The organism is Yinghuangia seranimata (assembly GCF_029953285.1).
Classification (GTDB): domain Bacteria; phylum Actinomycetota; class Actinomycetes; order Streptomycetales; family Streptomycetaceae; genus Yinghuangia; species Yinghuangia seranimata.
In genome coordinates, this window is the sequence record NZ_JASAOI010000040.1 from 58,392 (window position 1) to 83,970 (window position 25,579).

A 25,579-nucleotide genomic window follows, 5' to 3' on the forward strand; every position below is an offset into this window, starting at 1 on the left:
CCGCCCTCCGGGTAGCCCCCAGCCTGGGTTATGGCACATGTGGACCGCCGAGGTAGTGCCCCTGGGCGTCGTAGGGCCATGCGTTGGCGAGGCAGCCGTGCAGGCCGTCTATCTGCTGCATCATCGCGGGCGCCGGTTTGCCCGGTCCGGGGCAGCCTTCGTGGCCGTGGCCGATTCGATGGCCGACCTCGTGGTTGATGATCAGCGCGCGATACTCCTCCACCGGTCCGGGGAACTGCGGCGAACCGGTGTTCCAGCGTTTGAGGTTGACGATCACCTGGTTTCCCACGTCGCAGTTCACCTCCCCCCGGGTGTGCAGTCCCGCGGCGCCGCAGATCCTGTCCACGGTCGCCGGGGTCGCGATCTTCACCTCGAAGTCGTACGCGCCTGAGGACACGAGTTGGAAGCCGTCGTGGCCGTCGGCCGTCCAGCCGCGCGGATCGGCGAGGACGGCCGCTATCTGCTGGGCGGCCTGATCGGCGGGCACTCCCGTGCCGTCCTCGACCTCGACCTTGTAGCGCCGGATCTTGCCGGAGCCCACGGCCTTCCCGGTCGCGTCCGCGGTCACGAACACTCCGCTGCCGGATGCCGGGCCCGGGTCTGCAGTGGGCGGGGTGGGCGGGGACGCGGGGTGATCCGGCGGCTCAGGCGCGGGGCCGCTGTCGGAGTCCGTGTACGCGCTCTGCGCGGCCGCCGGCGGGCCGGAGCCGTCGGGTGCGTCGCCCCGCTTCAGGCGCGGCAGCGCCAGGGCGACGACGATGCCCAGCACGGCAGCGGCCACCAGCCACGCCCGTCGGCGTGAACGCCCCCGCCGTTGGCGGCGGTCCGGTTGCCTACCACCAGCCGCCCCGCGACCCGAGGGCCACCGAGGAGCAGACCGTGACAACCGTGACGAAGTCCGGCCGGGAGGAGCGCCCGAGGCGCCGAGGCGTGCGGCTGTCTCGACTCCGCGGTTCTTGACATGGGGCATGGGCCGACCATCCCGGGATGGCATGACCGCGTCGGGATCGCTACGAGACCGTCTTGTAACAGCCCTGCCAGCAAACGCTTTTGCCCGCTTTTGTTACTTCGGGCTGGCCGATACTGATCCGATGGTCCGTGTGCTGCTGATCGAAGACGACCCCGCCGTGGCCGAGGGGTTGGCCCTGGGCCTGCGACGGCAGGGATACGAGGTGGACGTTGCGCCGTGCGGGGAGGACGGCCTCGCCGGCGTGGACGCGTTCCCCCCGGAGCTGGTGGTGCTGGACCTCATGCTGCCCGGCATCGACGGCTTCGAGGTGTGCCGCCGAATACGCGCCGCCGGGACGCTGCCGATCATCATGCTCACCGCACGCGACCACGATGCGGACATCGTCCTCGGCCTGGAAGCCGGCGCCGACGACTACGTGGTCAAACCCGCCCAGGTCCGCGTCCTGGCGGCCCGGATCAAGGCAGTCCTGCGGCGCGCCGCCGGGTCGGGCGGACGCGCCGAAACACACGGCGACCTCGTGCTCGACCGCGCCGCACTCACGGTCGCCCGGGACGGCCGGCCGATCGCCCTCGCACCGTCCGAGCTCCGGCTGCTGCTCGAACTCTCCGCAGCTCCCGGCCGGGTCTTCAGCCGCGGACAGCTGCTGGAGACGGTGTGGGGCCATCCTTACCTGGGTGACACGCGTCTGGTCGATGCGTGCGTCAAACGGCTGCGGCTGAAAATCGAGGAGCAGGCCCGGTCCGCGCGCTACATCCAGACCGTGCGCGGCTTCGGCTACCGTTTCGGCCCGTTGTGACCGGCCCGACCGCGACGGCCTCGGAAGCGTCGGCGGACTCGACGTCGGCGGCGCCCCGCGGCGCCGCCGCGCGTCTTCGCCGACTGGGAGGACTGCGTCTGCGCCTGGTGGCCGCGTTCGTGCTCGTGGCCGCGTTCGCCTCACTGGTCACCGCCGCGCTGACCTACCGCGAGGCGCGCGCCGGGCTGCTCCAGCGCAGTCAGGACCGCATCGTCGGCGATCTGCGTACCGGTGTCGACGCGATCGCCCCCTCGATTCCGTTCCCGCCCGACCAGGCCGCGCTGGATTCGGTCGCCCGGGACATCGACAAGCAAGGCCGCGCACGCGGCTCCATCGTCATCGTCGTCTACCGCGATCTGCGCGCCGAAAGCGGCATGAGAACGGGCGGCATCGACATCCCCCCGCCGCTGCGCGCAGCCGTCACCCAACGCACCGCGACGGTGTTCCAGCGATTCCGCCACGGCGGCGAGGTCTGGCTGGCGGTCGGCGTCCCGATCACCTTCGTCAACCAGGGGCCCTCCGGTGTACAGGTGTACCTGCTCGCCCCGATGCGAGCCGAAGCACAGGACGAGGCGTCACTCGTCAAGGCCGCACGCCGTGGCGCGGTTCCGGCCGTGCTCTTCGCGCTGATTCCGGCCTTCCTCGCCGCCGCCGGCGTGCTGCGCCCCGTCCGAGCGCTCCAAGACGCGACCCGCCGACTGGCCCGAGGCCGCCTCGACACCCGGCTGAAAGCCAAAGGTGCAAGCGAACTCGCCGACCTGGCAAGAGACTTCAACCACACCGCGGCAGCATTGGAACAGAACGTGGCCCAGCTTCGAACGATGGAGGCCCGTGCCCGCGGGTTCGCCGCCGACGTCTCACACGAACTGCGCACCCCGCTCGCGGCCATGGCCGCCGTCACCGACCTGCTCGACGAGGACGCCGCCGCCGGGCACGTGGACGCGGACACGGCCTCCGCGCTGCGCCTCATATCCACCGAGACCGGCAAACTCACCCGCCTGGTCGACGACCTCATGGAGATCTGCCGCTTCGACGCGGGTGCCGCCACCCTGCACTTGGACGAGTTCGACATCGCGGAAGCCGTCCGCAGATGCTTGGACCACCGCGGTTGGCAGAACGCGATGACACTCGAACTCCCCGTCGGCATCCGTGTCGAGGCCGACCCACGACGCTTCGACGTCGTGGTCGCGAACCTGGTCCAGAACGCCCTGCGGCACGGCGCACCACCGATCGGAATCCGTCTGACCCTCGAAAACGGCGCCGACGGCACCTGGATCCTGCTGCGCGTACACGACCGGGGCCCCGGCATCGCCGCCGACCGGCTCGACCGGGTATTCGAACGCTTCTACAAAGCCGACGCCGCCCGCACCCGTTCGGAGGGCAGCGGCCTGGGCATGGCGATCACGCGCGAGAACGTCCTGCTCCACGGCGGGCGCATCCACGCCGCGAACCGGCCGGACGGCGGCGCCGAGTTCACCGTCGAACTCCCGCAGCGCGCGCACCACGCCCGGCAGGACCCGGAATGACCGCCCCGGCCCGACTCGCGAGCGCCACCGCGGCCGCGCTCCTTTGCACCGTCGTCACCGGCTGCGGCATTCCCCCGACCGGGCCGGTCGACGCGGGAGTCCCCGGCACCGGCATCCTGGCACCCGCCGAGGCGGGGCACCCTGGCGTGGTGTACGTCTACCTGATCCGCGACCGGCGTCTGGTACCGGTGTCGCGCTCGACGCCCGACGGCGGCGGTCCGCAGGCGGCGCTGGACCTCTTGCTGGCGGGACCCTCGCCGCAGGACCGGGAGAAGGGCCTGGTGACCGCGCTCCCCAAGGCCCTGGTCTCCGCGCGCGTGACACCCGGAAGCCGGGTCACCCGCGTCGACATCCCGACGGCGGTTCCGCAGCCGAGCGAACTGGCCATCCAGCAACTCGTCTGTACCGTCTCCGACGCGGTCAAACGCGGCATGGCAGTACCCGTCCCGACCGCGGGGCCGCAACCGGCGCCTGCACAGCCGCCGCCGGTGCCCGTGACGGTCTCCGCACCGGGCTGGCGGATGGAACCACAAACTTGCCCACCGGACGCCGCAACTCCGTGATCTTCGGCGGACGCAACCCGTCGTATTGCGCGCCACAAGCGCTTCGAGCGGCGAGGCCATCGCCGACACGCGCTGACTTCATGCCAACAGGTGGGCACGTCAGAGGTCGGGGTAGGAGCGCCGCAGGTGCTCGTCGACGGCTTGGGCCGCCTTGTCAGCGCGTCCGGCCGCGACGGCCTCGACGATGCGGTGGTGGTCCGTGCGCAGGAGTTCGGCCGACTCGGGCCAGCCGAGGCGTTCCACCGCTTCGACGGCGTGGCGGCCGACGGCGTCGCGCAGGCCGTGCATGAGCGTGGCGATCAGGGTGTTGCCGGACGCCTCAGCGAGGGCGAGGTGGAAGTCGGCGTCGGCCTGGTTGAACCGGTCCGGTGTGAGGTCGGGCCCGGCCATGCGGGAGACGGCGTCGCGCAGGCGCTCCACGTCCTCGGGGGTCGCCTGTGCGGCCGCCGAGCGGGCCGCCCACGTCTCGATGACGCGGCGGGTCTCGACGATGTCGTGGAGCGAGAAGGCCGCGAGACCGAGCTGCAGGCGCAGCACGTCGGCGAGGGCGTCGGCCGGGCGGGCGGTGAGGACCGCGCCCGCGTCGGGGCCGCGGCCGGTGGTGGAGACGAGGACGCCCATGGCCTCCAGGACGCGCAGTGCCTCGCGCACCGATGCCCGGCTCACCCCCAGGGACTCGGCGAGCTGCCGCTCGCCGGGCAGGCGGTCGCCCGCCTTGAGGCGCCCGGCGGCGATCTGCTCCTCGATGCGGGCCAGGACCTCCTCGTGCGCGCGCACGCGGCGGACCGGCCGCCAGTCGGGGCCGTCGGTCGGGGTGCTGCTCACGTCGCGGTCTCCTGCGGGCGGACGGATCGGTCGAACCACAGCATGGCATGGCCGAGCATGGCCAGACCCATGTATGGTCTGACCATTCATTCGCTCGTGAGGAGGTCCGGTGCGCGTCGGCTTGTTCATCACGTGTGTCAACGACACGCTCTATCCACGGACCGGGCAGGCGGTCGTGCGCCTCCTGGAGCGGCTCGGCTGCGAGGTCGACTTCCCCGCCGAGCAGTCCTGCTGCGGCCAGATGCACTGGAACACCGGGTACGGGAAGCAGATCGAGCCCCTGGTCCGCCGCTTCGCGGACACGTTCGCGGGCTACGACGCCGTGGTGACCGCGTCGGGCTCGTGCGGGGCGATGGTGCGCGACAACCACCCCAAGGCCGCGGCCCGCGCCGCGGACCCGACCTTGCCGGAGGCGGTCGCGGCCGTCGTCCCCCAGGTGTACGACCTCAGCGAGTTCCTCGTGGACGTCCTCGGCGTCACCGACGTCGGCGCGTACTTCCCGCACACCGTGACGTACCACCCGTCGTGCCACTCGCTGCGGCTGATGAATCTCGGCGACCGCCCGACGACGCTGCTGCGCAACGTACGCGGCCTCGAACTCCGCGACCTGCCCGGCGCCGAGGAGTGCTGCGGCTTCGGCGGTACGTTCGCGCTGAAGAACCCGGACGTCTCCGCGGCCATGTGCGCGGACAAAGTGCGGCACGCCGTAGGCACCGGGGCCGAGGTGCTGTGCGCCGCCGACAACTCGTGCCTGATGCACCTGGGCGGCACGATGGGCCGCCAGCGCAGCGGAGTGCGCACCCTGCACCTCGCCGAAATCCTCGCCTCGACAGAGGAGTTCCCCGCATGAGCAACGGAAGCGCCTTCCTGGGCCTGCCCGCCTTCCCCGGGGCCGCACGCGAGGCCGTGGGCAACGCGCAGCTGCGGCACAACCTCCGCAAGGCGACGCACACGATCCGGAGCAAGCGCGCGGCGGTGGTCGGCGAACTGGACGACTGGGAGGAGTTGCGGGCCGCCGGCAAGGCCGTCAAGGACCACACGCTCCGCCACCTCGACCACTACCTCGTGCGGCTCGAGGAAGCGGTGACCGCCGCGGGCGGCCACGTGCACTGGGCCGCCGACGCGGACGAGGCGAACCGCATCGTCACCGAACTCGTGCGCGCCACCGGCGGGCACGACGTCGTCAAGGTCAAGTCCATGGCGACGCAGGAGATCGGGCTCAACGAGGCCCTGGAGGCGGAGGGGATCCGGGCGTACGAGACCGACCTCGCCGAACTGATCGTGCAGCTCGGCGACGACCGCCCGTCGCACATCCTGGTCCCGGCCATCCACCGCAACCGCAGCGAGATCCGCGAGATCTTCCTGCGCGAGATGGCAGCATGGGGCGAGCCCGCGCCCGACGACCTGACCGACGAGCCGCGCGTACTCGCGGAGGCCGCGCGGCGGCACTTGCGAAAGCGGTTCCTCACCGCCCAAGTCGCGGTCTCCGGCGCGAACTTCATGGTCGCCGAAACCGGCACGCTCGTGGTCGTCGAGTCCGAGGGCAACGGGCGGATGTGCCTGACGCTGCCGGAGACGCTGATATCGGTGGTCGGCATCGAGAAGGTCGTCCCGACGTGGCAGGACCTGGCGGTCTTCCTCCAGTTGCTGCCGCGCTCGTCGACGGGTGAGCGGATGAACCCGTACACCTCGATGTGGACGGGTGTGGCGCCCAGCGACGGCCCGCGGAACTTCCATCTCGTCCTGCTCGACAACGGCCGCAGCCGCGTGCTCGCCGACGAGGTGGGCCGTCAGACACTGCGGTGCATTCGATGTTCGGCGTGCCTCAACGTCTGCCCCGTGTACGAGCGGGCGGGCGGCCACGCGTACGGATCCGTCTACCCGGGCCCGATCGGCGCCATCCTGACCCCGCAACTGCGCGGCACCACAAGCGAGTTGGACGCGTCACTGCCCTACGCCTCGACCCTGTGCGGCGCGTGCTACGAGGTCTGCCCGGTCGCCATCGACATCCCCGAGGTGCTGGTGCACCTGCGCGAGCAGGTCGTGGAAGGCGGGGGCCACCGCGCGGAGCGTGCCGCGATGAAGGCCGCCGGATGGATCTTCGCCGATCCGGCGAGGCTGGCCCGGGTGCAACGCGTGGCGGGACGGGCGCGGCGCATCGTCCCGCGACGACTCCCCGGCCCGGGGGCGGCCTGGACCGACACACGCGACCTGCCCGTCCCTCCCGAGCAGTCGTTCCGCGACTGGTGGGCCGCCGAGCGCGGCCGCCCCACAACCCCGAGGAGCAACCCGTGAGTTCACGTGACGCCGTCCTGGCCCGCATCCGCGCCGCCCTCGTGGACGTGCCGGCCGACGAGGCCGTCGACGGGCCGCGCCCCTCGGAGGCCTCCCCGCCGCGGGCCCGTGTCGCGCGCGACGCGGTCCTGCCGCTCCTGGTCGAACACCTCCGCGACTACCGCGCTGTCGTCCACGAGGTGGCGCCGGACGAACTCGCGGGCGCGCTGGCCGAGGCCCTGCGCCGCCGGGGCTGCAAAAGCGTGATCGTCCCGCCCGGCACCCCCGTCGCGTGGATCGCCGAGACCGACGGCATCGAACTCCTCGACGACACGACTCCCCTGACCGTCGACCGGCTCGACGCCGCGGACGGCACGGTCACCGGCTGCGCGGTGGCGATCGCCGAGACCGGCACGATCGTCCTGGACGCCGGGCCGGGCCAGGGCCGCCGTGCGCTCACGCTGGTCCCCGACTACCACCTGTGCGTCGTGCACGCGGAGGACGTGGTCGCGTCCGTTCCGGAGGCCTTCCCCCGCCTCGACGCCCGGCGCCCCCTGACCTGGATCAGTGGCCCGTCGGCCACCAGCGACATCGAACTCGACCGCGTCGAGGGCGTACACGGCCCGCGCACCCTGGAGGTTCTGCTGGTTCGGCCGACGCCGGGCAGGTGACTCTCACATCCGGTACACCGCGGCGGCGGTGCCGCCGAGCACCGCCGCCCGGTCGTCGGGACCGAGTCCGTTCAGGAGCTCCCGGTGCGTTTCCGTCACCGTCGCGTAGTCGGCCGCCAGTGTGCAGATCGGCCAGTCCGATCCCGTCATCAGCCGGTTCGGGCCGAAGGCGTCCAACGCCGTGTCCACGTACGGCTTCAGGCCCGCGACGGTCCAGTCGTCCCAGTGCGCCGCGGTGACCATGCCCGAGAGCTTGCAGACGGTGTTCGGAAGTCGCGCAAGCTCCCGCAGGTGGCCCGCCCAGGACGACGACGTTCCCGAGGCGATCGGCGGATTGCCGAGGTGGTCGAGGACGAAGGTCACCTCCGGGTGCAGTTCCGCCGCAGCGAACGCTGCGGGCAGCTGATGCTCCTGGACCAGCAGGTCGTACGCCAGGCCGGCCTCGCCCACCGCCGTCAGCCCCCGCCGGACCTCAGGCCGCAGCAGCCAGCCGTCGTCGCTCTCGTGCTGGACCTGATGGCGGATGCCCACCAGGAAGCCCCCGCCGGGCCCGCTTCGCAGCTCGGCGAGGGCGTCGGCGATGTCGGGGGCGGTGAGGTCCGTCCAGCCCACCACGCCGCGGACCAGGTCGTCCTTCTCCGCCAGGGCGAGGAGTTCGCGGGTTTCGTCGGCGACCGTGACGGTCTGCACGACCACCGTCCCGTCGACTCCCGCGGCCCGTGCGGCCGGCCGCAGGTCGTCCAGGGTGAAGTCGCGGCGGAGCGGGGTCAGCGCACTGCCGGTGATCCAGTCGTGACGGCCGCCGGCCAGCTCCCACACATGATGATGGGCGTCGATCACGACGCCCGGTCCGCCGGCCGGCTCGGCCAGCACAGACACCTGCATGTTCCTCCTGTCAGGGAGCCGGTCGGCGGGGCACGGTGCGTCAGCCGACGGACGCGCGGGACCCGATCGCGGCGAGGTCCTCCCACAGGCCGTCGGGTATCGCCCTCGTGAACTGCAGTGCCGCGTCGAGGACTTCGTCCGGATGGCGCAGGCCGAGGAGCACCGCCGCGACGGCGGGGTGGCGCAGGGGGAATCGCGCGGCGGCCGCGCGGAGCGGCACGCCATGGGCCGCGCAGGCGGTCTCGAGCCGCCTGGCGTGGTCCAGCAACGCCTGCGGGGCCGCCGCGTAATCGAAGGTGGCTCCGGGCCGGGGGTCCGCGAGCAGCCCGGAGTTGAACACACCTCCGACCACGACGGAAACGCCCCGGCGTTCGGCTTCGGGCAGGAGTTCGTCGGCCCCGGTCCGGTCGACCAGGCTGTAGCGGCCGGCGAGCAGGACGACGTCGATGTCCGTCTCGCGGACGAACCTGGTGGCCAGGGGCGTCTGGTTCGTGCCGATGCCGATCGCGTCGACCACGCCTTCGGCGCGCAGCCGTTCGAGGGCGGGGTACGCCTCGGCCAGGGCGTGTCGGGCGTGGTCGTCCGGGTCGTGGAGGTAGACGGTGTCGACGCGGTCCAGGCCGAGGCGTTTCAGGCTGCTTTCGAGGCTGCGGAGCACCCCCTCGGCGGAGAAATCCCAGACCCGGCGATGGGTGGCCGGCACCGCGAAGCCGTTGGCGAGGTCGTCGCCGCCCTCGCCCGACGCGGGTTCGAGGACACGTCCGACCTTCGTCGAGACGGTGAACGCGTGGCGGGGCCGCCCGACAAGCGCCTCCCCCAACCGGCGCTCGGACAGGCCCAGCCCGTAGTGCGGCGCGGTGTCGAAGGACCGGATGCCGCAGTTCCAGGCCGCTTCGAGTGCTTCATGCGCCTGGAGGTCGCCGACGGCCGTGAAGAGGTTGCCGAGGCCCGCGGCTCCCAGGGACAGTTCCGTCACCCAGGTGGTGCCGCGCCCCAGGGGTATGCGTCGCATGGCGTCTCCCGGAGTCACTTCGCAGCGGGGCGCAGGCGCAACCCGGACATGCCCCCGTCGACGGCGAGCGCGGTACCGGTCACCGCGGACGTGCTCGGGGCCGCGAGGTACGCGATGGCCGCGGCCACCTCGGCGGCAGTGACAAGACGTCCGTTCGGCTGGCGGGCGGCGAGCGCGGCGCGCTCGGCTGCGGGATCGGCGGACGCGGCCAGCAGCCGGGCGACCCAGGGGGTGTCGACGGTGCCGGGGTTCACGCAGTTGACGCGGATGCCCTCGTGGACGTGGTCGGCCGCCATCGCACGGGTCAGCGCCAACACCGCCCCCTTGCTGGCCGAATACGCGGCGCGCCCCGGCAGTCCGGCGACCGCCGCGATGGAGCACATGTTGACGACGGCCGCGTGCGCCGATCGCCGCAGGTGCGGAAGGGCCGCGCGGCTGGTGCGCACGATGCCGAGGACGTTGACGTCCAAGAGCCGGTGCCACTGGTCGTCGGTGTTGTCCTCGACGGTGCCGACGGCTCCGATTCCGGCGTTGTTGACCAGCACGTCGATGCCGTCCATCGCGGCGGCCGCCGTGTCGACCGCGGCGCGTATCGACGCGTCGTCGGAGACGTCCGCGGTGAAGCCGAGAAGGGGATCCCGGACGGTGTCGACGTCCAGGTCGAGCACGGCGACGAGCGCACCGCGGGCGGACAACAACTCCGCCGCGGCCCGTCCTATACCGGAGGCTCCCCCGGTGATCACCACGCGCAACCCCGCGAGTTCCGTCATCTGGTGTGTCTGTTCTGTTCGCATCCCTACAGCCGTCCTATCCCTGGCCGTGCGCGAAGTACGCGGCGACGGCCGGGTCCACGGGAGCGACGTCCATGGGCTCCCCTCCGTTCCGCAGCGACATCGTCGCCGCGTAGCCGGCGGCCACCGCCTCGCGGGCCGCCACGGGCGAGGTGACGGTGGCCCCGCCCTCCCGGATGAACCGCAGGAACTCCGCGACCAGCACCGGATCCGCGCCCGCGTGACTGCCGGGCGGGGTGTGGACGCGCACCACGACGTCCGCCTTGTCGCGGTAGGTGGAACGGCGGTTCCACACCCGCACCTCCGACCCCTCGCCGTCCCCGAAGTTCTCGAGCCGCCCCTCGGTGCCGATCACGGTGTAGTTGCGCCAGTTGTCGGGTGTGTAGTGGCACTGCTGGTAGCTGGCGAAGACGCCGTTGTCCAGCTGCATCTGCATCATGCTGAGGTCTTCCACGTCCACCACCGGGTTGAGGCCGGTCTGGCTGAGCGGCGGCCAGTTCTCGTCCGACAGCCAGTCGGTCATCAGCTCCCCGCTGCGGTCGCGGCGCGAGCTGATGTCGCCGTAGAGCGTCAGCCCGCCCATGGCGTTGACGCGCCGGGTGTAGCCGTCGGCCAGCCAGTGGATGACGTCGAGGTCGTGGGCTCCCTTCTGCAGCAGCAGACCGGTGGTGTTGCGTCGGTCGGCGTGCCAGTCCTTGAAGTACCAGTCCCCGCCGTTGCCGACGAAGTGGCGGCACCACACGGCCTTGACCTCGCCGACGGCCCCGTCGGCGATCAGCTCGCGCATGGCCACCACCACCGGCATGTGCCGCATGTTGTGGCCGACGTACAGCGGCGTCCGGTGTGCGCGTGCCGCCTCGAGGAGCCGGTCGCAGCCCTCGGTGGTGATCGCCATCGGCTTGTCCAGGAAGACCGGGATTCCGGCGGTCAGGAGGTCCACGCCGATCTGCTCGTGCGTGTGGTCCGGGGTCAGCACGAACACGCCGTCCAGCCCGGCGTCGAGCAGCTCGCGGTGGTCCGCGGTGATGCGCACCTGACTGCCGAAGCGCTCCTGGGCGCCCGCCAGGGCTCGCGGGTCGCGGTCGCAGGCCGCGACCACCAGCGAGCCTTCCCCGGGCCGGTGGGCCAGCTCGACCAGGTCGCTGCGGGCGCCGAGGCCGACGACGCCCAGCCTGATGTCGTTCAACGTGCTCGTCCTTTCAGGGGGTTGCCACGAGAGGCCCTAGCTCTTGCTGCCGGTGAAGGCGATGCCCTGGATGAAGTGGCGCTGGAGCAGGATGAACGCGACGATCATCGGAGCGGTGGCCATCAGCGATCCGGCCATCAGCACCGAGTAGTCGGTGAAGTGCTCGCCCTGGAGGTTGGCGAGGCCGGCGGAGAGGGTCATCTTCTCCGGGTCGGTGTTGATCACCAGCGGGAACATCAGGTCGTTCCACGACCACATCGCGGTCAGGATGGTGAGTGCCAACAGGGCCGGCTTGGCCAGCGGGAGCGCGATGCGCCAGAAGATCTGCCACGGGTTGGCCCCGTCCAGCCGTGCGGCCTCCTCGACCTCGTGCGGCAGCGCCATGAAGCTCTGGCGCATCAGGAAGGTGCCGAAAGCGGTGAACACCCCCGGGATGATCAGGCCCTTCAGGGAGTTCAGCCAGCCGAGGTCCTGGAGGAGCACGTACTGCGGGATGAGGAAGACCAGGCCCGGGACCATCAGCACCGACAGGAACAGGCCGAACAGCAACCCGCTCCCACGGAACCGCATCCGGGCGAACGCGTAGCCGGCCATCGACGAGAACAGCAGCTGGCCGACGGTGCGTGCGACCGTCACCAGCGCGGTGTTGAGGAACATCCGCCCGAACGGAAGCGAGTCGAACACCTTGCTGAAGTTCGACCACTGCCAGTGGTGCGGCAGGAGGGTCGGCGGCAGTCGGGTGGTCTCGGAGAACGGCTTGAGCGCCGTGACCACTTCCCAGAAGAAGGGGCCGAGGACCAGGACCGACGCGGCGACGAGCACCGTATGGGTGGCCACCGACCGGGCGCGGTGCCGCGGACGGGCCGAGCGGGATGCGTGCTCAGGCATAGTGCACCCACTTCTTCTGCAGGCGGAACTGGATGAAGGTCATCAGCACGATGAAGCCGACCAGGACGAAGGCCACAGCCGCTCCGAACCCGATGTCGTGCTCGACGAAGGACTTCTGGAAGAAGAGGTACGGAATCGACCGGACCTTGGGCAGCGCCGGATTGCCGTTGCCGGCGGGGGCGTTCGGGGTGCTCATCATCATGTAGGCGAGATCGAACATCTGCAGCGAGTTGATCAGCGTCAGCACGGTGACGAAGAAGATGCTCGGCGTGAGCAGCGGCACGGTGATGCGCAGGAACGTCCGCACCGGTCCGGCGCCGTCCATCCGCGCGGCCTCGTAGTACTCGGCGGGTATCCCCTGGAGACCGGCCAGGAAGATCACCATGTTGTAGCCCAGCGACATCCAGATGCCGATCGCGGCCAGCGCGTACGGCGCGTAGGCCGGGTCGGAGGCCCAGTGCGGTCCCTGGATCCCCACCGTGGAGAGCAGGTAGTTCACCAGGCCGTAGTTCCCGTCGTACATCCACCGCCACAGCATGGCCATGGCGACCGGCATGGTCACGGCGGGCAGGAAGAAGATCACCCGGTAGACGGAGCGGCCCCGCAGGTTCTGCTGGTTGAGCAGTGCGGCCAGCAGGATCGCGAGCGGTACGCCGACCAGCTGGATCCCGGTGTACACCAGCGTGTTGACCACCGCCTGGCCCACCGTCGGATCGTCGGCCAGCGCCTTGTAGTTGTCCGTGCCGGTCCAGGTGTGCCCGCCGAACGGGCCGGAGCTGGTGAAGCTGTAGTAGAAGGTCTGCGCGATGGGCCAGAGGTAGAAGACCCCCAGGCCGATGGTCATCGGCGCGACCATGAGGTAGGCCCAGGCGCGTTCGCGGCGGCGGCCGGGGCGCCGCCCGCGCCGGGTGGCGCGGGCGGCACGGGCGGCACGGCCCGTGAATTGCTGAGCCGCTGTGCTGGTCATCGGGTCACTTTTCCTTGCTCAGCGCCGCGTTCATCAGACCGGCCATGGTCTTCGCGGCCGCCGTGAGATCGGCCTTGCCGTCCCAGGCGGAGGTGAATGTGGGTATCTCCTGGCTCATCCAGGCGGAGGTGTTCTTGGAGGCGGGGAACGGAACGGTGTACGGCAGCTCGTCCAGGAACGCCTTCAGGTGGAAGTCCGGAGCGGAGTCCACCCAGGCCTGCTGGGTGTTGTTGAAGGCCGGGATGACGCCGGCCTCCTTCGCCGTGATCTCCGCGGCCTCCTTGGACCCGAGGTAGGCGATGAAGGCGGCCGCCTCGTTCGGGTGCTTGGTCTTGGCGTAGGCGACGTTGGCCAGGCCGTGGATCACCACCGCCCGCTTGGCGCCCTGCGGCAGGACCGTGACGTCGATGTCCTTCTTCGCGGTGGACTGGGAGAACTCCAGGCTGTTCCAGCTGCCGCCGTAGTACATGGCGACCTTGCCCGACTCGAAGAACTGGCTCGGGAAGGTGTCGGTCATGGCCTTGACGTCCGGCGAGGATCCGTCCTTGATCAGGTCGGCCCAGAACTTGAGGCCCTCGATGGTCGCGGGCTGCTCGTAGCCCGAGGACGTCCCGTCGGCCGAGATGACCGAGCCGCCGGCCTGGAAGATGGTGTCGTAGAAGTTCTCCTGGTTGGCCAGCGGCGCCAGGATGCCGTACTGCTTCTTGGAGGCGTCGGTGAGCTTGCGGGCGGCGTCCCGGACCGTCTGCCACGTCCAGGTCTCGTCGGGGTACTTCACGCCCGCCGCGTCGAAGAGCTTCTTGTTGTACCAGAGCCCGACGGTGTCGAAGTCCTTCGGGACGCCGTACTGCGTCCCCTTGTACTTGTAGAGGTCGACCAGGCTCTGCGGGTAGTTGGAGAGGCTCGCGCCGTTGGCGGCGAGCTTGTCCGACAGCGGCAGCAGGATGCCGTTCGACTCGTAGAGCTGGGCGTTGGGGCCGTTCATCCAGAACACGTCCGGCGCGCTGCCGCTGGTGGCGTCGGCCTGGAGCTTGGTCCAGTACTCCTTGTTCGCGGTGACCTGGATGTTCACCTTGATCGACGGGTGGGTCGCCTGGAAGGCGTCGATGATGTGCTGCATGGCCGGCTGCTGGGTCGCGTCCCAGATCCGGTAGGTGAGGTCGACCTCCTTGGCGCCGTCGGCACTGCTCTTCGAGTCGCTCGAACAGGCGGTGGCGCCGAGGGCCAGAGCGGTGGCCGCCGTGAGTGCCGCCCAGCGTCTGCCGTGCTGACCGGTACGTCCCTTGCTACGCCGAATGTGCATTGGAACATCCCATCCGTAGTGCGCGTGTGGTTACGCGATATAGATCTGATACATCTCGGCCGCATCTGGGCTGGATCTACGGAGTTTTGCTGTGTCATGTGTGGCGAGGCGGCCATCCAGAACGGGTGCCGACGCGAGAAGCGGGCGAATCAGCCCAGCTGAGATACGGAGAGTCTGGAGTCGTCGGACCGTGGCGTCAAGAGTTTGGTTATGATTCACTGAGCACGCACCGCTTGATAAATATGAAACATCTAGAGCCGACAGGCGCGAAGACGCGCGTCGAGTGACGGCAAGAGCGAAGGGGAGGGCCGTGGCCCGCTCAGAGAACAGATCCGCGACCGCGGGGGCGGATGGTGCCTACCGCCCTGGCTACGAGGTCGCGGCCGAACGCATCCTCGAGTACGTCGTCAGCGCGGGACTTCAACCCGGCGCGCGGCTGCCCACGGAGAAGGACCTCGCCGACGAGGTGCAGATGAGTCGGACGGTGGTCCGGGAGGCGGTGAAGATCCTCTCCGCCATCGGGCGGTTGTCCGTGCAGAAGGGCCGCGGCATCTACGTGGCCGAGCCCGAGCAGCCCTCCTGGCAGACGTCGCTGACCACGTTCCTCCCCGCAGACCTGCGGCAGGTCGACGAACTGTTCGAATTCCGTCAGCACCTGGAGACCACCGCCGCCGGCCTGGCCGCGCGGCGAGCCACCCCGGCTCAGGTCAAGGCGGTACGCGAAGCCGCCCGGCAGTCCACCGCGGCGGCGCAGCAGGACGACATCGACGCCTTCACGTCCGCCGACGACGCCTTCCACGTCGGAATCGCGGAGGCGGCGGCCAACATGTTCTTCGCCTCCACCGTCAACGACGTGCGGCGCCTGCAGCGCCAGACCACCGCCATCGGACTGGCCGGGGTCGCGGGCGGGTCGCTGCTGGTGGCCGCGGAGCAGCACGAGGCGATCGCCGCCGCCATCGCCGCCGGCGAGCCGGCCCGCGCCGAGGCGCTGATGACCGAGCACATTTGCATGACCGCCGAGCAGTTCCAGCGGGAGATCTGGCGTCGCGTCGTACCCGACAGCGACACCGACTCCTGAGCCCCGTCGTCCAGCACCGAAGGACAACCCGTGCGAATTACCGATGTGACCATCGAGTTGGTGGACCTGCCCGCCCAGCCGCCGTTCCGGTGGCGCGCCGGGCTTCCGGGCTCGGAGCCCGCGGTGGTGGGCGGCATCCTCCGCGTCCACACCGACGAGGGCCTGGTGGGCGAGGCGCACACGAGGCGCGGAGTGATCGTCGCCGACCTGGTCGCCCGTCGCATCCGCGAGGACCTCGTCGGCCGCGACCCCCTGGCGCGCGAGCTGTTGTGGGAGCGGCTGTGGGAGCTGGACCGGATCGAGGAGTTTCCGATCTATGCCCTCGGTCTGGTGGACGTGGCGTTGTGGGACCTGGCGGGCAAGGCGACCGCGCAACCGGTTCACCGGCTGCTGGGCACCTACCGCGAGGCCATCCCGGCGTACGCGAGCACGGTCACCTTCGGCAGCGTCGAGGAGTACCTCGACGTCGCCACCCAGTGCCTGGAGTTGGGCTATGTCGGCATCAAGCTCCACGCCTGGGGCAACCCGGCGGCGGACGCGGACCTGTGCCGGAAGCTGCGGGAACACGTCGGTCCCGACGTTCCGCTGATGTACGACGGTTCGGCGGGATTCGACCTCGCCGACTCCATCGCTCTCGGTCACGTGCTCGCCGAAGCGGGCTACATCTGGTACGAGGAACCGATGCGCGAGTTCAGCGTGACCGCCTACCGCCGACTGGCCGAACGGGTCGCGGTCCCGCTGCTGGTCGCGGAGACCTCCGACGGCGCGCACATGAACACCGGCGACTTCATCGCGGCCGGCGCGGCGGGCGGGGTCAGGACCAGTGCGCAGTACAAGGGCGGCATCACCGGGGCGATGCGCATCGCGCATCTGGCCGACAGCTACCAGCTCAGGGCCGAAGTACACGGCAGCGGAGTGGTCAACGCCCATCTGTGCATGGCGATCCCCAACACCACGTACTACGAGTCCCTGGTCTACACAAACCCCGTGGTGCGCGAACCGTCTGTAGGCGCCGACGGTCTGGTGCAGGCCCCCACTGCCCCCGGCGTCGGGTTCGACCAGCCTGGCTGGTGACCGACTCCCGCCGGCCCTCCCTGGCGGGGCCGGCGGGCCCTCCCACTCCCGCAGAAGGAGACGCGCCATGCCCGTCCAACGCTATGCAGCGGTCATCCGCCTGCGTCCCGAGCTGGAAGCCGGGTACCGCGCCCTGCACGCTGCACCTTGGCCCGAGGTCCTGGCGACGCTCCGCCGCGCCAACATCCGCAACTACTCGATCTTCCTGCGCGACGGCCTGCTCTTCAGCTACCTGGAGTACACCGGCGAGGACTTCGCCGCCGACACGGCGTCGATCGCGCAATGCCCGGTCACCCGCGAGTGGTGGGCCCGTACCGACCCCTGCCAGCAGCCGTTGGACAGTGCCGCCGAAGGCGAGCACTGGGCGCCGGCCGAAGAGGTCTTCCATCTCGCGTAGTCCGGACCCGGGTCGCCCGTCGTCCCGCCACCCGCGGTGAGCCGTCGCAGGCTCCCGTACGCCTTCGCTCTCATCGACCACGAACCGAGGAGGGGCCATGAGCCACGTCGAACACGAGATCGCCGAACAACCCGAGTGCTGGCGGCGGGTGTTGGAAGCGGCCCCGGCGGGCCTGCCGGAGCACGGCGAACGCGTGGCCGTCATCGGCTGCGGTACCTCTCTCTACATCGCCCAGGCGTACGCGTCGCTGCGCGAGTCGGCCGGACTGGGCGAAACGGACGCCTTCGCGGCGTCCGAGTTCCCCGCCGCCCGCGACTACGACCGCGTGCTCGCCATCAGCCGATCGGGCACCACGACCGAGGTCCTCGCCGCGCTCGGCCGCACCGAGCACACCCGTACAGTCGCGATCACCGCGGACCTGGACACGCCGATAACCCCGGCCGCGGACATCGTGGTCGACCTGACGTTCGCGGACGAGAAGTCCGTGGTGCAGACGCGGTTCGCCACCACCTGCCTGGCCCTGCTGCGCGGCCACCTGGGCCTCGTCCCGACCGACCTTGCAGAACAGGCCGAGCGCGCACTCGCCGCCCCGTTGCCGGAAGGGGCCACCGAGGCACGGCAGTTCACGTTCCTCGGTACGGGTTGGACGGCGGGCCTCGCGCACGAGGCGGCGCTCAAGGTCCGCGAGGCGTCCGGCTCCTGGGCCGAGTCGTACCCGGCGATGGAGTACCGGCACGGCCCGATCAGCGTGGCCGGGCCCGACAGCCTGGTCTGGTTCCTCGGCGAGCCGCCGGCGGGTCTGGTGGGCCAGGTCCGGCAGACCACCGGTGCCGCGGTCTCGGTCTCGTCCCTCGACCCGATGGCGGACCTGATCCGAGCGCAGCGCCTGGCGGTCGAACTCGCCAAAGCCCGCGGCCTGGACCCCGACCGGCCCCGCAACCTGACCCGCTCGATCGTCCTGACAGGGCCGTGACCGTGCCGAGAGTGATAGCCCTCGACGTCGGCGGCACGTTCATCAAGGCCGGTGTGGCCGGGCCGGACGGCAGCCTCCACAACGTCGAACGGTGGCCCACCCGCGCCGAACTCGGACCTGAGGCGGTCCTGGAGGCGACGCTGGACCGCGCCGCCCGACTTGCTGCGCGATACCGGCCGGCCGCCGTCGGCATCGTGGTACCCGGAGTCGTCGACGAGGGGTCGGGGACCGCGGTTCTCGCCGCGAACCTTGGTTGGCGGCAGGTTCCGGTGCGCAAGACGTTCGCCGAGCGCCTGCGGCTGCCGGTCGCCGTCAGCCACGACGTACGGGCCGGCGGTGTCGCCGAGGCACGGGTCGGCGCCGGCCGTGACAGCCGCGCCTTCCTGTTCGTCCCGGTCGGCACCGGGATCGCGGCCGCGGTCATGGTTGACGGGGAACCGTTGCCCGGCACGCACCACCGTGCCGGCGAACTCGGCCACCTGGTGATCAGGCCCGGGGGGCCTCAGTGCCCCTGCGGCGCCAGGGGCTGCCTGGAAACCATCGCGTCGGCCACCGCCGTCGCGCGGCGCTACGCCGAGGCCACCGGGCAGAGCGGCGTGACCGCGAAGGACGTCGCCGCGCGCGTCGCCACAGGTGACCCGACCGCGGTACGGGTCTGGCACGAGGCTGTGGAGGCCCTCGCCGACGGACTCGCCTCCGCGATCGCTCTTTTCGATCCCGAACGTGTCGTGATCGGCGGCGGTCTCGCTCGGGCCAGCGAGGCATATCTTGCGCCCGTGCGGTCGGCGGTCCGCGCGCGCCTCGGTCTCTCGACGGAACCGTGCATCGTCCCGGCCCGGCTCGGGGACGACGCGGGCTGCCAGGGCGCCGCGTTCCTCGCCCACGACCTGCTGGGGAGGGCGGCGTGATCCTCACCGTCACGCTCAACACCGCGCTCGACATCACCCACAGCCTGGCCGCGCTGCGCCCGTTCGCCGCGAACCGCCCGCACACGGTGGCGCAGCGCGCCGGTGGCAAGGGCGTCAACGTCTCACGCGTGCTCCACGCCCTGGGGCAGGAGACGGAAGCGACCGGCCTCGTCGGCGGCCTCACCGGGGTCGCGGTGCGCGGCGACCTCGAGGCGTCCGGGCTGACGGACCGCATGCTCCGGATCGACGCCGAGACCAGGCGCACAGTCGCCGTGGTCGACGACGGCGTCGGCGACACGACGACGCTGCTGGAGCCCGGGCCCGTGGTCGGTCCGCAGGAGTGGACGGCCTTCCTGGAACACTTCGAGGCGCTCCTTCGCGGGGCCGCGGCCGTCGTGCTGTCCGGAAGCCTCCCGCGCGGCGTGCCTTCCGACGCCTATGCAGTGCTCGTGCGGATGGCGCACGACCACGACCTGCCGACGGTGGTGGACACCGAAGGCGAGGCGCTACGCGCCGCGTTGACAGCGCGCCCCGAACTGGTCAAACCGAATCAGGACGAGCTGGCCGCCACCACAGGGCTCACCGATCCCGTAGCCGCCGCCCGGTCGCTGCGAGCCGACGGAGCGGGCACCGTAGTGGCCTCGCTCGGAGCCCGCGGTCTCATCGCGCTGACCCCACAAGGCGATTGGCACGCCTACCCGCCCAGGCGGCTGATCGGCAATCCCACCGGAGCGGGTGACGCCGCGGTGGCCGCACTTGCCCTCGGCATGGTCGCCGGCACGCCCTGGCGGGAGCGGCTGGCTGAGGCGGTCGCGCTCTCCGCCGCCGCCGTCGCGGCCCCGTTGGCCGGCGACGTCGATCTCGCCGTCCACCGCCGTCTGCGTCCTTTGGTACACGTCGAACCCTTGAGGAGTCTGACCGCATGCCCCTGACCGGAACCGGGGACGTCGTCGCCGCCGCGCGCGCCGCCGGCCACGGCGTCGCCGCCTTCAACGTCATCCAGCTGGAGCACGCCCAGGCGATAGTCGCGGGCGCGGAGGCGGCCGGATCGCCCGTGGTTCTCCAGATCAGTGAGAACGCGGTTCGCTATCACGGGGCCCTGGCGCCCGTCGGTCTCGCGGTCCTGGCGGCGGCCCGCGCCGCGAACGTGCCCGTCGCGGTCCACCTCGACCATGCCACGTCGGCCGAACTCGTTGATGAGGCAGTCGAGTTGGGCTTCGGGTCAGTGATGTTCGACGCCTCGGCCACGGAGTACGAGAAGAATGTCCGGGCCACCGCCGACGTGGTGGCCCGGTGCCACGCGGCCGGCGTCTGGGTGGAGGCCGAGCTCGGCGAGGTCGGCGGCAAGGACGGCGTGCACGCGCCCGGCGCCCGTACCGACCCGGCGGAGGCCGCCGCGTTCGTCGCCGCGACCGGAGTCGACGCGCTCGCCGTCGCGGTCGGCAGCTCGCACGCCATGACGACGCGCGACGCGCGGCTCGACTTCGGGCTGATCGCCGCTCTGCACGCGGCCGTTCCGGTCCCTCTGGTCCTGCACGGCTCCTCGGGTGTGGCCGACCGGGACCTGGCCCGCGCCGTGGAGGCCGGCATGACCAAGATCAACATGGCCACCCATCTCAACCGCGTGTTCACCAACGCCGTTCGGAGGGCTCTGGCCGACGACGGAAACCTCGTCGACACGCGTCGCTACCTCGGCGCCGGCCGCCTGGCCGTCGGCACCGAGGTGACCCGGCTGATCGCCGTTCTGCGGGCCGCGTAAGCGGGCCGACCCCCAGCCCCCGGTCGGGTCCGCAGTTGCCCTGGCTGCGCGACCCGACCGGGCCCAACCTCTGCGAGTGTCCGGAACAACCGAGGAGTCCCAGGTGCCACGAGCCCCGCACCCGACCGGAGCCGGCGGGCGCCCCGCCGCGGGTTCAGGCGCCGAGCACCGCGGCGAGGAGGGCGGAATGCGGATCGAACAGATCGCCCTCGACGTGGTCGAGCGCCACGCGGACGGCTCCGAGGCCGACCGCGTCGCGGTCCAGCTCGGAGGTGCGCAGGGGGATCGGGAACAACGTCCTGCTGTCGAGGTGACGGCGCAACGGCTCGAGCAGCGTGTCTCCCGCACGGCTGAGGCCGCCCGAGAGGACGATGCACTCGGGGTCGACCGTCAGCGCCACCGCCGCGATCCCGACGGCGAGCTGTCCGGCGAACCCGTCGACGCGACGCACGGCGGCGGGGTCACCGTGCGCCGCCGCGCGGACCGTCTCCTCGACGCCTTCGGGCCAGGCCGCCGCCGTGTCGAGGGCCGCCTTCCACCCGGACTCGGCGAGGAAGCCGATCTCGCCAGCCGCGCCGCGGGCACCCCGGAAGAGCTGTCCGTCCAGGACGATGCTGCTGGTGATGTGGCGGCCGGCCAGGATGTTGACGAAGTTGTCGAGGTCGCGGGCGACGCCCACCCAGCGCTCGGCGAGCGCGGCCAGACGGGCGTCGTTCCCGACGATGACCGGTGCGTTCGGAAACACCGCCAGGTCGTCGGCGAGGTTGCGCCCTTCCAGGATCGGCAGTCGGGAGCTCCGAACCAGCCGCCCCGCGGCGTCGACGATCCCGGTGGTGGCCACGCCCACCGCAAGAACGTCGGATCGCCGGACTCCGGCGCGGCGGACGGTGCCGCGGATCGCCTCCCGAGCCGCCGCAACGCGGTCGGCCGCCGTCGCCTCGGGGGCCAGCGGGCGGTTGCGGACGACGCGCTTGCGGCCGCGGAGGTCCGTCACGAGCACGTTGATCTCGTAGACCCCGAGGTCGACGCCCACGACGTGGCCGTATTCCGGTCGCAACCGGTAGCGCTTGGCCGGGCGGCCGATGGGGCGCTGGTCGTCGCCGTTGGGGGCGACCTCTTCGGCCAGCCCGCTCCTGACGAGGCTCACGAGGGCGTCCTCGACGGTGTTGCGCGAGACGCCCGCCGCGTCGGCGATCTCGCGGAGGGTGACGACGTCCGCGCCGAAGAGAACGCGGAGCACCGCCACCGCGTTGATCTTCCTCAGGAACGCTCCGCTGCCACCGGGTCGGTGCACTGCCCGTTACCCCCTTGACAGGCGCTCTCCATGGTCATCAGACTTTAACATCAGTTTTTTGATTCAGTGAATCAAAAAACTTTCCGCAGGTAATGCGATTCCTGCCCAGAAATTACACAGACTCCGGTTCCCGCCTCGTCGTGAACGTGACCCACGTCACCACCGAGTTAGACTCGGACGCGTTCCGACCTGGTCGCGGTGCACTTGGCCCCTCCGCCCCCCGCTGGTTGGCGGCACATGTCTGGCCTCGAAGAGCATTTCCCCGGCAGACGGGCCCCCTCCCCCACGGAAGGACCAGACCATGCACAGACCCCTCCGTCTGGCAGCACTCGTTGCGGCGGCCGCACTCACCGCAGCAGGGTGCGCTGCGGGCGGGAGTTCGGTCTCCGGCGGGGGCGGAGACAAGGTCACGATGACGTTCCTGACCTTCGAGACGCCGAACCTCAACGCCAAGTATTGGGACGACGCGATCGCCCGGGCCTCGGCGAAGGTACCCGGAGTCACGATCAAGAAGCTGGTCGCGCCGAGCATCGACCGCACCGGGTACGCCAAGCAGCTCGCCGCCACGGGCCAGCTGCCCGACATCATGATCGCGGTGAACCCGAACGGGTTCGCCCAGTCGGGCCAGCTCGCCCCCTGGACCGACCAGGAACTGGCCGACTTCACCTACCCGCACGCGAACCCGATCGGCGGCAAGGTCTACGTTCTGCCGTTCAACACCCAGCCCACCCCGCTGGTGTACTACAACAAGCAGGACTTCGCGAAGGCCGGCATCGCCGCTCCGCCGACCACCTACGCCGACTTCCTCGCCGACTGCGCCAAGCTCAAGGACGCCGGAATCAACCCGATCGTCGTCGGCGGCGGAGGCAACGACACCTTCGCCGCGACGTACCCGTGGGTCGCCTCGGTCGGCACCGACGTGTACCAGGGCACCCCGGACTGGCTGTCCCAGCGGGCCGACGGCAAGGTCAAGTTCGACAGCCCCGACTTCACCAAGGCCACCCAGAAGGTCGCCGACCTGGCCAAGGCGGGGTACATCGACACCGCGGGTCTGAGCCGGTCCTACGCGGACACCGAACAGGCGTTCCGCGACAACAAGGGCGCCATGTACCCGATGGGTTCGTGGTTCGCCGCCTCCGCCGACCAGACCAAGCCCCCGTTCGACGTCGGCGTCTTCGCCTGGCCGTCGGACGACGGACGGCCGACCGTGCCCGCCTATACGGGCGGCGGCATGAGCGTCAGTTCCAAGGCGCCCAACGTGGACCTGGCGAAGAGGTGGGCGCTGGCGTTCATGGAGGACAAGCAGAACCTCGACGCGAGCGTGCACGCGGACGGCTCGATCATCGCGATCAAGGGCTACATACCCCCGACCGACATGGGCCCGGTCTACAACGAGACGTTGAGGGCCTACAACGAGGCGGCGGCCAGCGGCAACGTGGTCAACGCCTTCAACTCCGAAACGGGCGACGGCTCCCTGCCGCCCGGCATGTCCGACGTCGTGAACTCGGCAGCCGTCGACCTCATCAGCCGGCACAAGTCCGCCCAGGACACCGTCTCGTTCCTGGACGCCCAGTACGACAAGGCCAACCGCTGATCCCGAGTGTGGAGCGGCACCGCCCGCCGCGCTCACCCCACGCCCCGACCGCTGGAGTTCACGGTGGCCGCACGTTCCACCCCTCTTCGCCACGCACCACCGGCCGGACCCGGTCCCGCAGCCCGGCGTGCCCGGCGGTGGCCGAAGGTTTCCCGGGCCCTGCTGTTCGCGGCGCCCGGACTGGTCATCTACACGGCTTTCGTGCTGGTGCCACTGATCACCAACGTCGCGAACAGCTTCACCGACCTCAACACCTTCCGTCCGTCGACCCACTGGGTGGGTCTCGCCAACTACCGGGCGCTCCTCGACGACGCGGACTTCCACCAGGCGCTGCACAACACCGTGGTGTTGACGCTGATCGTGACGATCCTGCCGAACGTGGCGGGCCTCGGCATCGCGATGCTGCTGGATCGGAGCGGCTGGTTCACCAACGCCCTTCGCAGCGTGTTCTTCGTGCCGACCGTGCTGAGCGCGGTGGTGGTCAGCGTGGTCTGGCAGAAGATCCTCACCGACGACGGCCTGTTCAACCGGGCGCTACACGCGGTCGGCGTCGGTTCGCCGCCGGGGTGGCTGTCCGATCCGGACCTGGCGCTCTATTCGATCGCCTTCATCATGTCCTGGCAGGTCCTGGGCTTCTGCGTCGTGGTGTACCTGGCGGGACTGCAGAGCATCCCGGCGGAACTCCACGAGAGCGCCGTGATCGACGGCGCCGGCGCCCTCGCCAGCTTTCGGCACGTGACGTGGCCGCTGCTCGCGCCGGCGGTCACGATCAACACGGTCATGCTGATGATCACCGGGTTCAAGGCGTACGACTACATCCAGGTCATCACCAACGGCGGGCCCGGCAGCGGCACCACGAGCACGATCGCGTTCTCCATCGTGCAGACCGCGTTCACCGGAAACCACGTGGGCTACGCGGCGGCGATGGCGACCGTCATGTTCGTGGGCATCGCGCTGCTGTCCGCCGGGGCGCTGACGGTTCTGCAGCGGCGCGAGGTGACGCTGTGAGCTCGAGCACCGCAAGCTGGCTCCGGCCGCTGGTATCGCTGTTCCTCGCGGCGTGCTTCTTCCTGCCGCTCTACCTCGTGCTGGTCAACGTGTTCAAGCCGAGCCAGGACATCGTGGCCCACCCGGCCGCCCTGCCCGTCCCGGCGACCACCGCCAACCTGCAGGCCGTGCTGGACCGCCCCGACCGCCTCTTCTGGTACGGGCTGGTCAACAGCGTGGAGATCACCGCGTTCTCGGTCACGATCGTGGTGGTGCTGTCCGCGATGCTCGGCCACTACCTGGCACGCACGGCGGGCCTGGCCGCGAAGGTCACCCTGCTGATCCTGTTGAGCGGGCTCACCATCCCGTCCGCGGTGATCATCTCCTCGCTGACCAGGGTGCTGGACTCCTTCGGCCTGATGGGCACGATCCCGGGCATCGTGCTGGCCGACGTCGGCTATTACCTGCCCTTCGGCGTGTTCGTGTTCATGGGGTTCGTCAAGACCGTGCCCGTAGAGATGGAGCAGGCCGCCGCGATCGACGGCGCGGGATACTTCCGCACGTTCTGGCAGATCGTGTTCCCCCTGATGCGGCCGGCGACCGCCAGCGTCTTCATCTTCCTCGGCGTATGGATCTGGAACGACTTCCTCAACCCGCTGATCATTCTCGGCCCCGACACCGGAACCACGGTCACCGTCGGCGTCTACCGCGCCATCGGCGAGCACCAGACCGACTTCGGGGCCCTGTTCGCCTTCATGTTCCTCGCATCGTTGCCCGTCCTCGTGCTCTTCCTGCTGTTCCAGAAGAGCTTCGTCAAGGGCCTCACCTCAGGAGCCACCAAAGGATGACCACGTCCGG

At 70.6% G+C, this 25,579-nt stretch carries 26 protein-coding genes; 16 read left to right on the forward strand and 10 right to left on the reverse strand.

Annotated elements, in window-relative coordinates; genetic code table 11:
- Positions 1 to 28: 28 nt before the first annotated feature.
- Complete coding sequence (locus tag QI554_RS25355; RefSeq protein ID WP_425528047.1) at positions 29 to 781, reverse strand: DUF3152 domain-containing protein; 753 nt, start codon at positions 779 to 781, stop codon at positions 29 to 31.
- Positions 782 to 1,091: 310 nt separating this feature from the next.
- Between QI554_RS25355 and QI554_RS25360 the strand changes: the two genes are divergently transcribed.
- Genes QI554_RS25360 through QI554_RS25370 form a run of 3 tightly spaced genes read left to right on the forward strand, consistent with a single transcriptional unit; the run spans position 1,092 to position 3,855 of the window.
- Positions 1,092 to 1,766, forward strand: a complete 675-nt coding sequence (locus QI554_RS25360; RefSeq protein WP_281472637.1) for a response regulator transcription factor — start codon at positions 1,092 to 1,094, stop codon at positions 1,764 to 1,766.
- Positions 1,763 to 3,292 (forward strand): ATP-binding protein, encoded by a 1,530-nt coding sequence (locus QI554_RS25365; protein ID WP_281472639.1) that lies wholly within the window; start codon positions 1,763 to 1,765, stop codon positions 3,290 to 3,292. Before QI554_RS25360 ends, QI554_RS25365 begins: the two co-directional genes overlap by 4 nt.
- Positions 3,289 to 3,855, forward strand: a complete 567-nt coding sequence (locus QI554_RS25370; RefSeq protein ID WP_281472641.1) for a GerMN domain-containing protein — start codon at positions 3,289 to 3,291, stop codon at positions 3,853 to 3,855. Before QI554_RS25365 ends, QI554_RS25370 begins: the two co-directional genes overlap by 4 nt.
- A 99-nt stretch (positions 3,856 to 3,954) precedes the next feature.
- Here QI554_RS25370 and QI554_RS25375 read toward each other — a convergent pair whose 3' ends face one another.
- The gene (locus QI554_RS25375; protein WP_281472644.1) at positions 3,955 to 4,680 is read right to left on the reverse strand and encodes a FadR/GntR family transcriptional regulator; all 726 of its coding nucleotides are present in this window, start codon (positions 4,678 to 4,680) and stop codon (positions 3,955 to 3,957) included.
- A 109-nt stretch (positions 4,681 to 4,789) separates the two neighbouring features.
- Here QI554_RS25375 and QI554_RS25380 point away from each other — a divergent pair, with 109 nt between their 5' ends.
- The 3 genes from QI554_RS25380 to QI554_RS25390 are packed head-to-tail and all read left to right on the forward strand — an operon-like array spanning position 4,790 to position 7,625.
- Entirely contained in the window at positions 4,790 to 5,530 is a 741-nt protein-coding gene (locus QI554_RS25380; RefSeq protein ID WP_281472646.1) for a (Fe-S)-binding protein, read from the forward strand.
- Entirely contained in the window at positions 5,527 to 6,975 is a 1,449-nt protein-coding gene (locus QI554_RS25385) for a LutB/LldF family L-lactate oxidation iron-sulfur protein (RefSeq protein WP_281472648.1), read from the forward strand. The genes QI554_RS25380 and QI554_RS25385 overlap by 4 nt, the downstream gene beginning before the upstream one ends.
- Complete coding sequence (locus QI554_RS25390; RefSeq protein WP_281472649.1) at positions 6,972 to 7,625, forward strand: LutC/YkgG family protein; 654 nt, start codon at positions 6,972 to 6,974, stop codon at positions 7,623 to 7,625. The genes QI554_RS25385 and QI554_RS25390 overlap by 4 nt, the downstream gene beginning before the upstream one ends.
- 3 nt (positions 7,626 to 7,628) lie before the next feature.
- On the opposite strand, the gene QI554_RS25395 is transcribed toward QI554_RS25390, so the two are convergent.
- From QI554_RS25395 to QI554_RS25425, 7 genes are read right to left on the reverse strand one after another with little or no spacing between them, the layout of a single operon-like run.
- Positions 7,629 to 8,510, reverse strand: coding sequence for an amidohydrolase family protein (locus QI554_RS25395; protein WP_281472650.1), 882 nt, complete (start codon positions 8,508 to 8,510; stop codon positions 7,629 to 7,631).
- Positions 8,511 to 8,550: 40 nt separating this feature from the next.
- Positions 8,551 to 9,522, reverse strand: coding sequence for an aldo/keto reductase (locus QI554_RS25400; protein ID WP_281472652.1), 972 nt, complete (start codon positions 9,520 to 9,522; stop codon positions 8,551 to 8,553).
- 14 nt (positions 9,523 to 9,536) lie between these two features.
- The gene (locus QI554_RS25405) at positions 9,537 to 10,292 is read right to left on the reverse strand and encodes an SDR family NAD(P)-dependent oxidoreductase (RefSeq protein WP_281472654.1); all 756 of its coding nucleotides are present in this window, start codon (positions 10,290 to 10,292) and stop codon (positions 9,537 to 9,539) included.
- Between the two features lie 37 nt (positions 10,293 to 10,329).
- Positions 10,330 to 11,499, reverse strand: a complete 1,170-nt coding sequence (locus QI554_RS25410) for a Gfo/Idh/MocA family protein (RefSeq protein WP_281472656.1) — start codon at positions 11,497 to 11,499, stop codon at positions 10,330 to 10,332.
- A 36-nt stretch (positions 11,500 to 11,535) separates the two neighbouring features.
- Positions 11,536 to 12,387, reverse strand: coding sequence for a carbohydrate ABC transporter permease (locus tag QI554_RS25415; RefSeq protein ID WP_281472657.1), 852 nt, complete (start codon positions 12,385 to 12,387; stop codon positions 11,536 to 11,538).
- Complete coding sequence (locus tag QI554_RS25420) at positions 12,380 to 13,354, reverse strand: carbohydrate ABC transporter permease (RefSeq protein ID WP_281472659.1); 975 nt, start codon at positions 13,352 to 13,354, stop codon at positions 12,380 to 12,382. Before QI554_RS25420 ends, QI554_RS25415 begins: the two co-directional genes overlap by 8 nt.
- 4 nt (positions 13,355 to 13,358) lie before the next feature.
- Complete coding sequence (locus QI554_RS25425) at positions 13,359 to 14,657, reverse strand: ABC transporter substrate-binding protein (protein WP_281472661.1); 1,299 nt, start codon at positions 14,655 to 14,657, stop codon at positions 13,359 to 13,361.
- Between the two features lie 310 nt (positions 14,658 to 14,967).
- On the opposite strand from QI554_RS25425, the gene QI554_RS25430 reads away from it, so the two are divergent.
- The 7 genes from QI554_RS25430 to QI554_RS25460 all read left to right on the forward strand — a co-directional run bounded on the left by QI554_RS25430 (position 14,968) and on the right by QI554_RS25460 (position 20,846).
- Complete coding sequence (locus tag QI554_RS25430) at positions 14,968 to 15,735, forward strand: FadR/GntR family transcriptional regulator (protein WP_281472662.1); 768 nt, start codon at positions 14,968 to 14,970, stop codon at positions 15,733 to 15,735.
- 30 nt (positions 15,736 to 15,765) lie between these two features.
- Positions 15,766 to 16,809 (forward strand): enolase C-terminal domain-like protein, encoded by a 1,044-nt coding sequence (locus QI554_RS25435; RefSeq protein ID WP_281472664.1) that lies wholly within the window; start codon positions 15,766 to 15,768, stop codon positions 16,807 to 16,809.
- 67 nt (positions 16,810 to 16,876) lie between these two features.
- A complete protein-coding gene (locus QI554_RS25440) occupies positions 16,877 to 17,206 on the forward strand; it encodes an L-rhamnose mutarotase (protein WP_281472666.1) in 330 nt (109 codons plus the stop codon).
- A gap of 97 nt (positions 17,207 to 17,303) precedes the next feature.
- Positions 17,304 to 18,179 carry an SIS domain-containing protein gene (locus tag QI554_RS25445; protein ID WP_281472667.1) on the forward strand — a complete coding sequence of 292 codons (876 nt, stop codon included), beginning with the start codon at positions 17,304 to 17,306 and terminating at the stop codon, positions 18,177 to 18,179.
- Between the two features lie 2 nt (positions 18,180 to 18,181).
- Positions 18,182 to 19,087, forward strand: coding sequence for an ROK family protein (locus tag QI554_RS25450; RefSeq protein WP_281472751.1), 906 nt, complete (start codon positions 18,182 to 18,184; stop codon positions 19,085 to 19,087).
- Positions 19,084 to 20,019, forward strand: a complete 936-nt coding sequence (locus tag QI554_RS25455; RefSeq protein ID WP_281472669.1) for a 1-phosphofructokinase family hexose kinase — start codon at positions 19,084 to 19,086, stop codon at positions 20,017 to 20,019. The genes QI554_RS25450 and QI554_RS25455 overlap by 4 nt, the downstream gene beginning before the upstream one ends.
- Positions 20,010 to 20,846, forward strand: a complete 837-nt coding sequence (locus QI554_RS25460) for a class II fructose-bisphosphate aldolase (protein ID WP_281472671.1) — start codon at positions 20,010 to 20,012, stop codon at positions 20,844 to 20,846. Before QI554_RS25455 ends, QI554_RS25460 begins: the two co-directional genes overlap by 10 nt.
- A gap of 154 nt (positions 20,847 to 21,000) precedes the next feature.
- Here QI554_RS25460 and QI554_RS25465 read toward each other — a convergent pair whose 3' ends face one another.
- Entirely contained in the window at positions 21,001 to 22,140 is a 1,140-nt protein-coding gene (locus tag QI554_RS25465) for an ROK family transcriptional regulator (protein WP_281472672.1), read from the reverse strand.
- Positions 22,141 to 22,441: 301 nt separating this feature from the next.
- Between QI554_RS25465 and QI554_RS25470 the strand changes: the two genes are divergently transcribed.
- From QI554_RS25470 to QI554_RS25480, 3 genes are all read left to right on the forward strand, one after another.
- On the forward strand, positions 22,442 to 23,734 hold the full coding sequence (locus QI554_RS25470) for an ABC transporter substrate-binding protein (RefSeq protein ID WP_281472673.1): 1,293 nt from the start codon (positions 22,442 to 22,444) through the stop codon (positions 23,732 to 23,734).
- A gap of 201 nt (positions 23,735 to 23,935) precedes the next feature.
- A complete protein-coding gene (locus QI554_RS25475) occupies positions 23,936 to 24,742 on the forward strand; it encodes a carbohydrate ABC transporter permease (RefSeq protein ID WP_281472674.1) in 807 nt (268 codons plus the stop codon).
- Entirely contained in the window at positions 24,739 to 25,569 is an 831-nt protein-coding gene (locus tag QI554_RS25480; protein WP_281472676.1) for a carbohydrate ABC transporter permease, read from the forward strand. The genes QI554_RS25475 and QI554_RS25480 overlap by 4 nt, the downstream gene beginning before the upstream one ends.
- Positions 25,570 to 25,579: the final 10 nt, after the last annotated feature.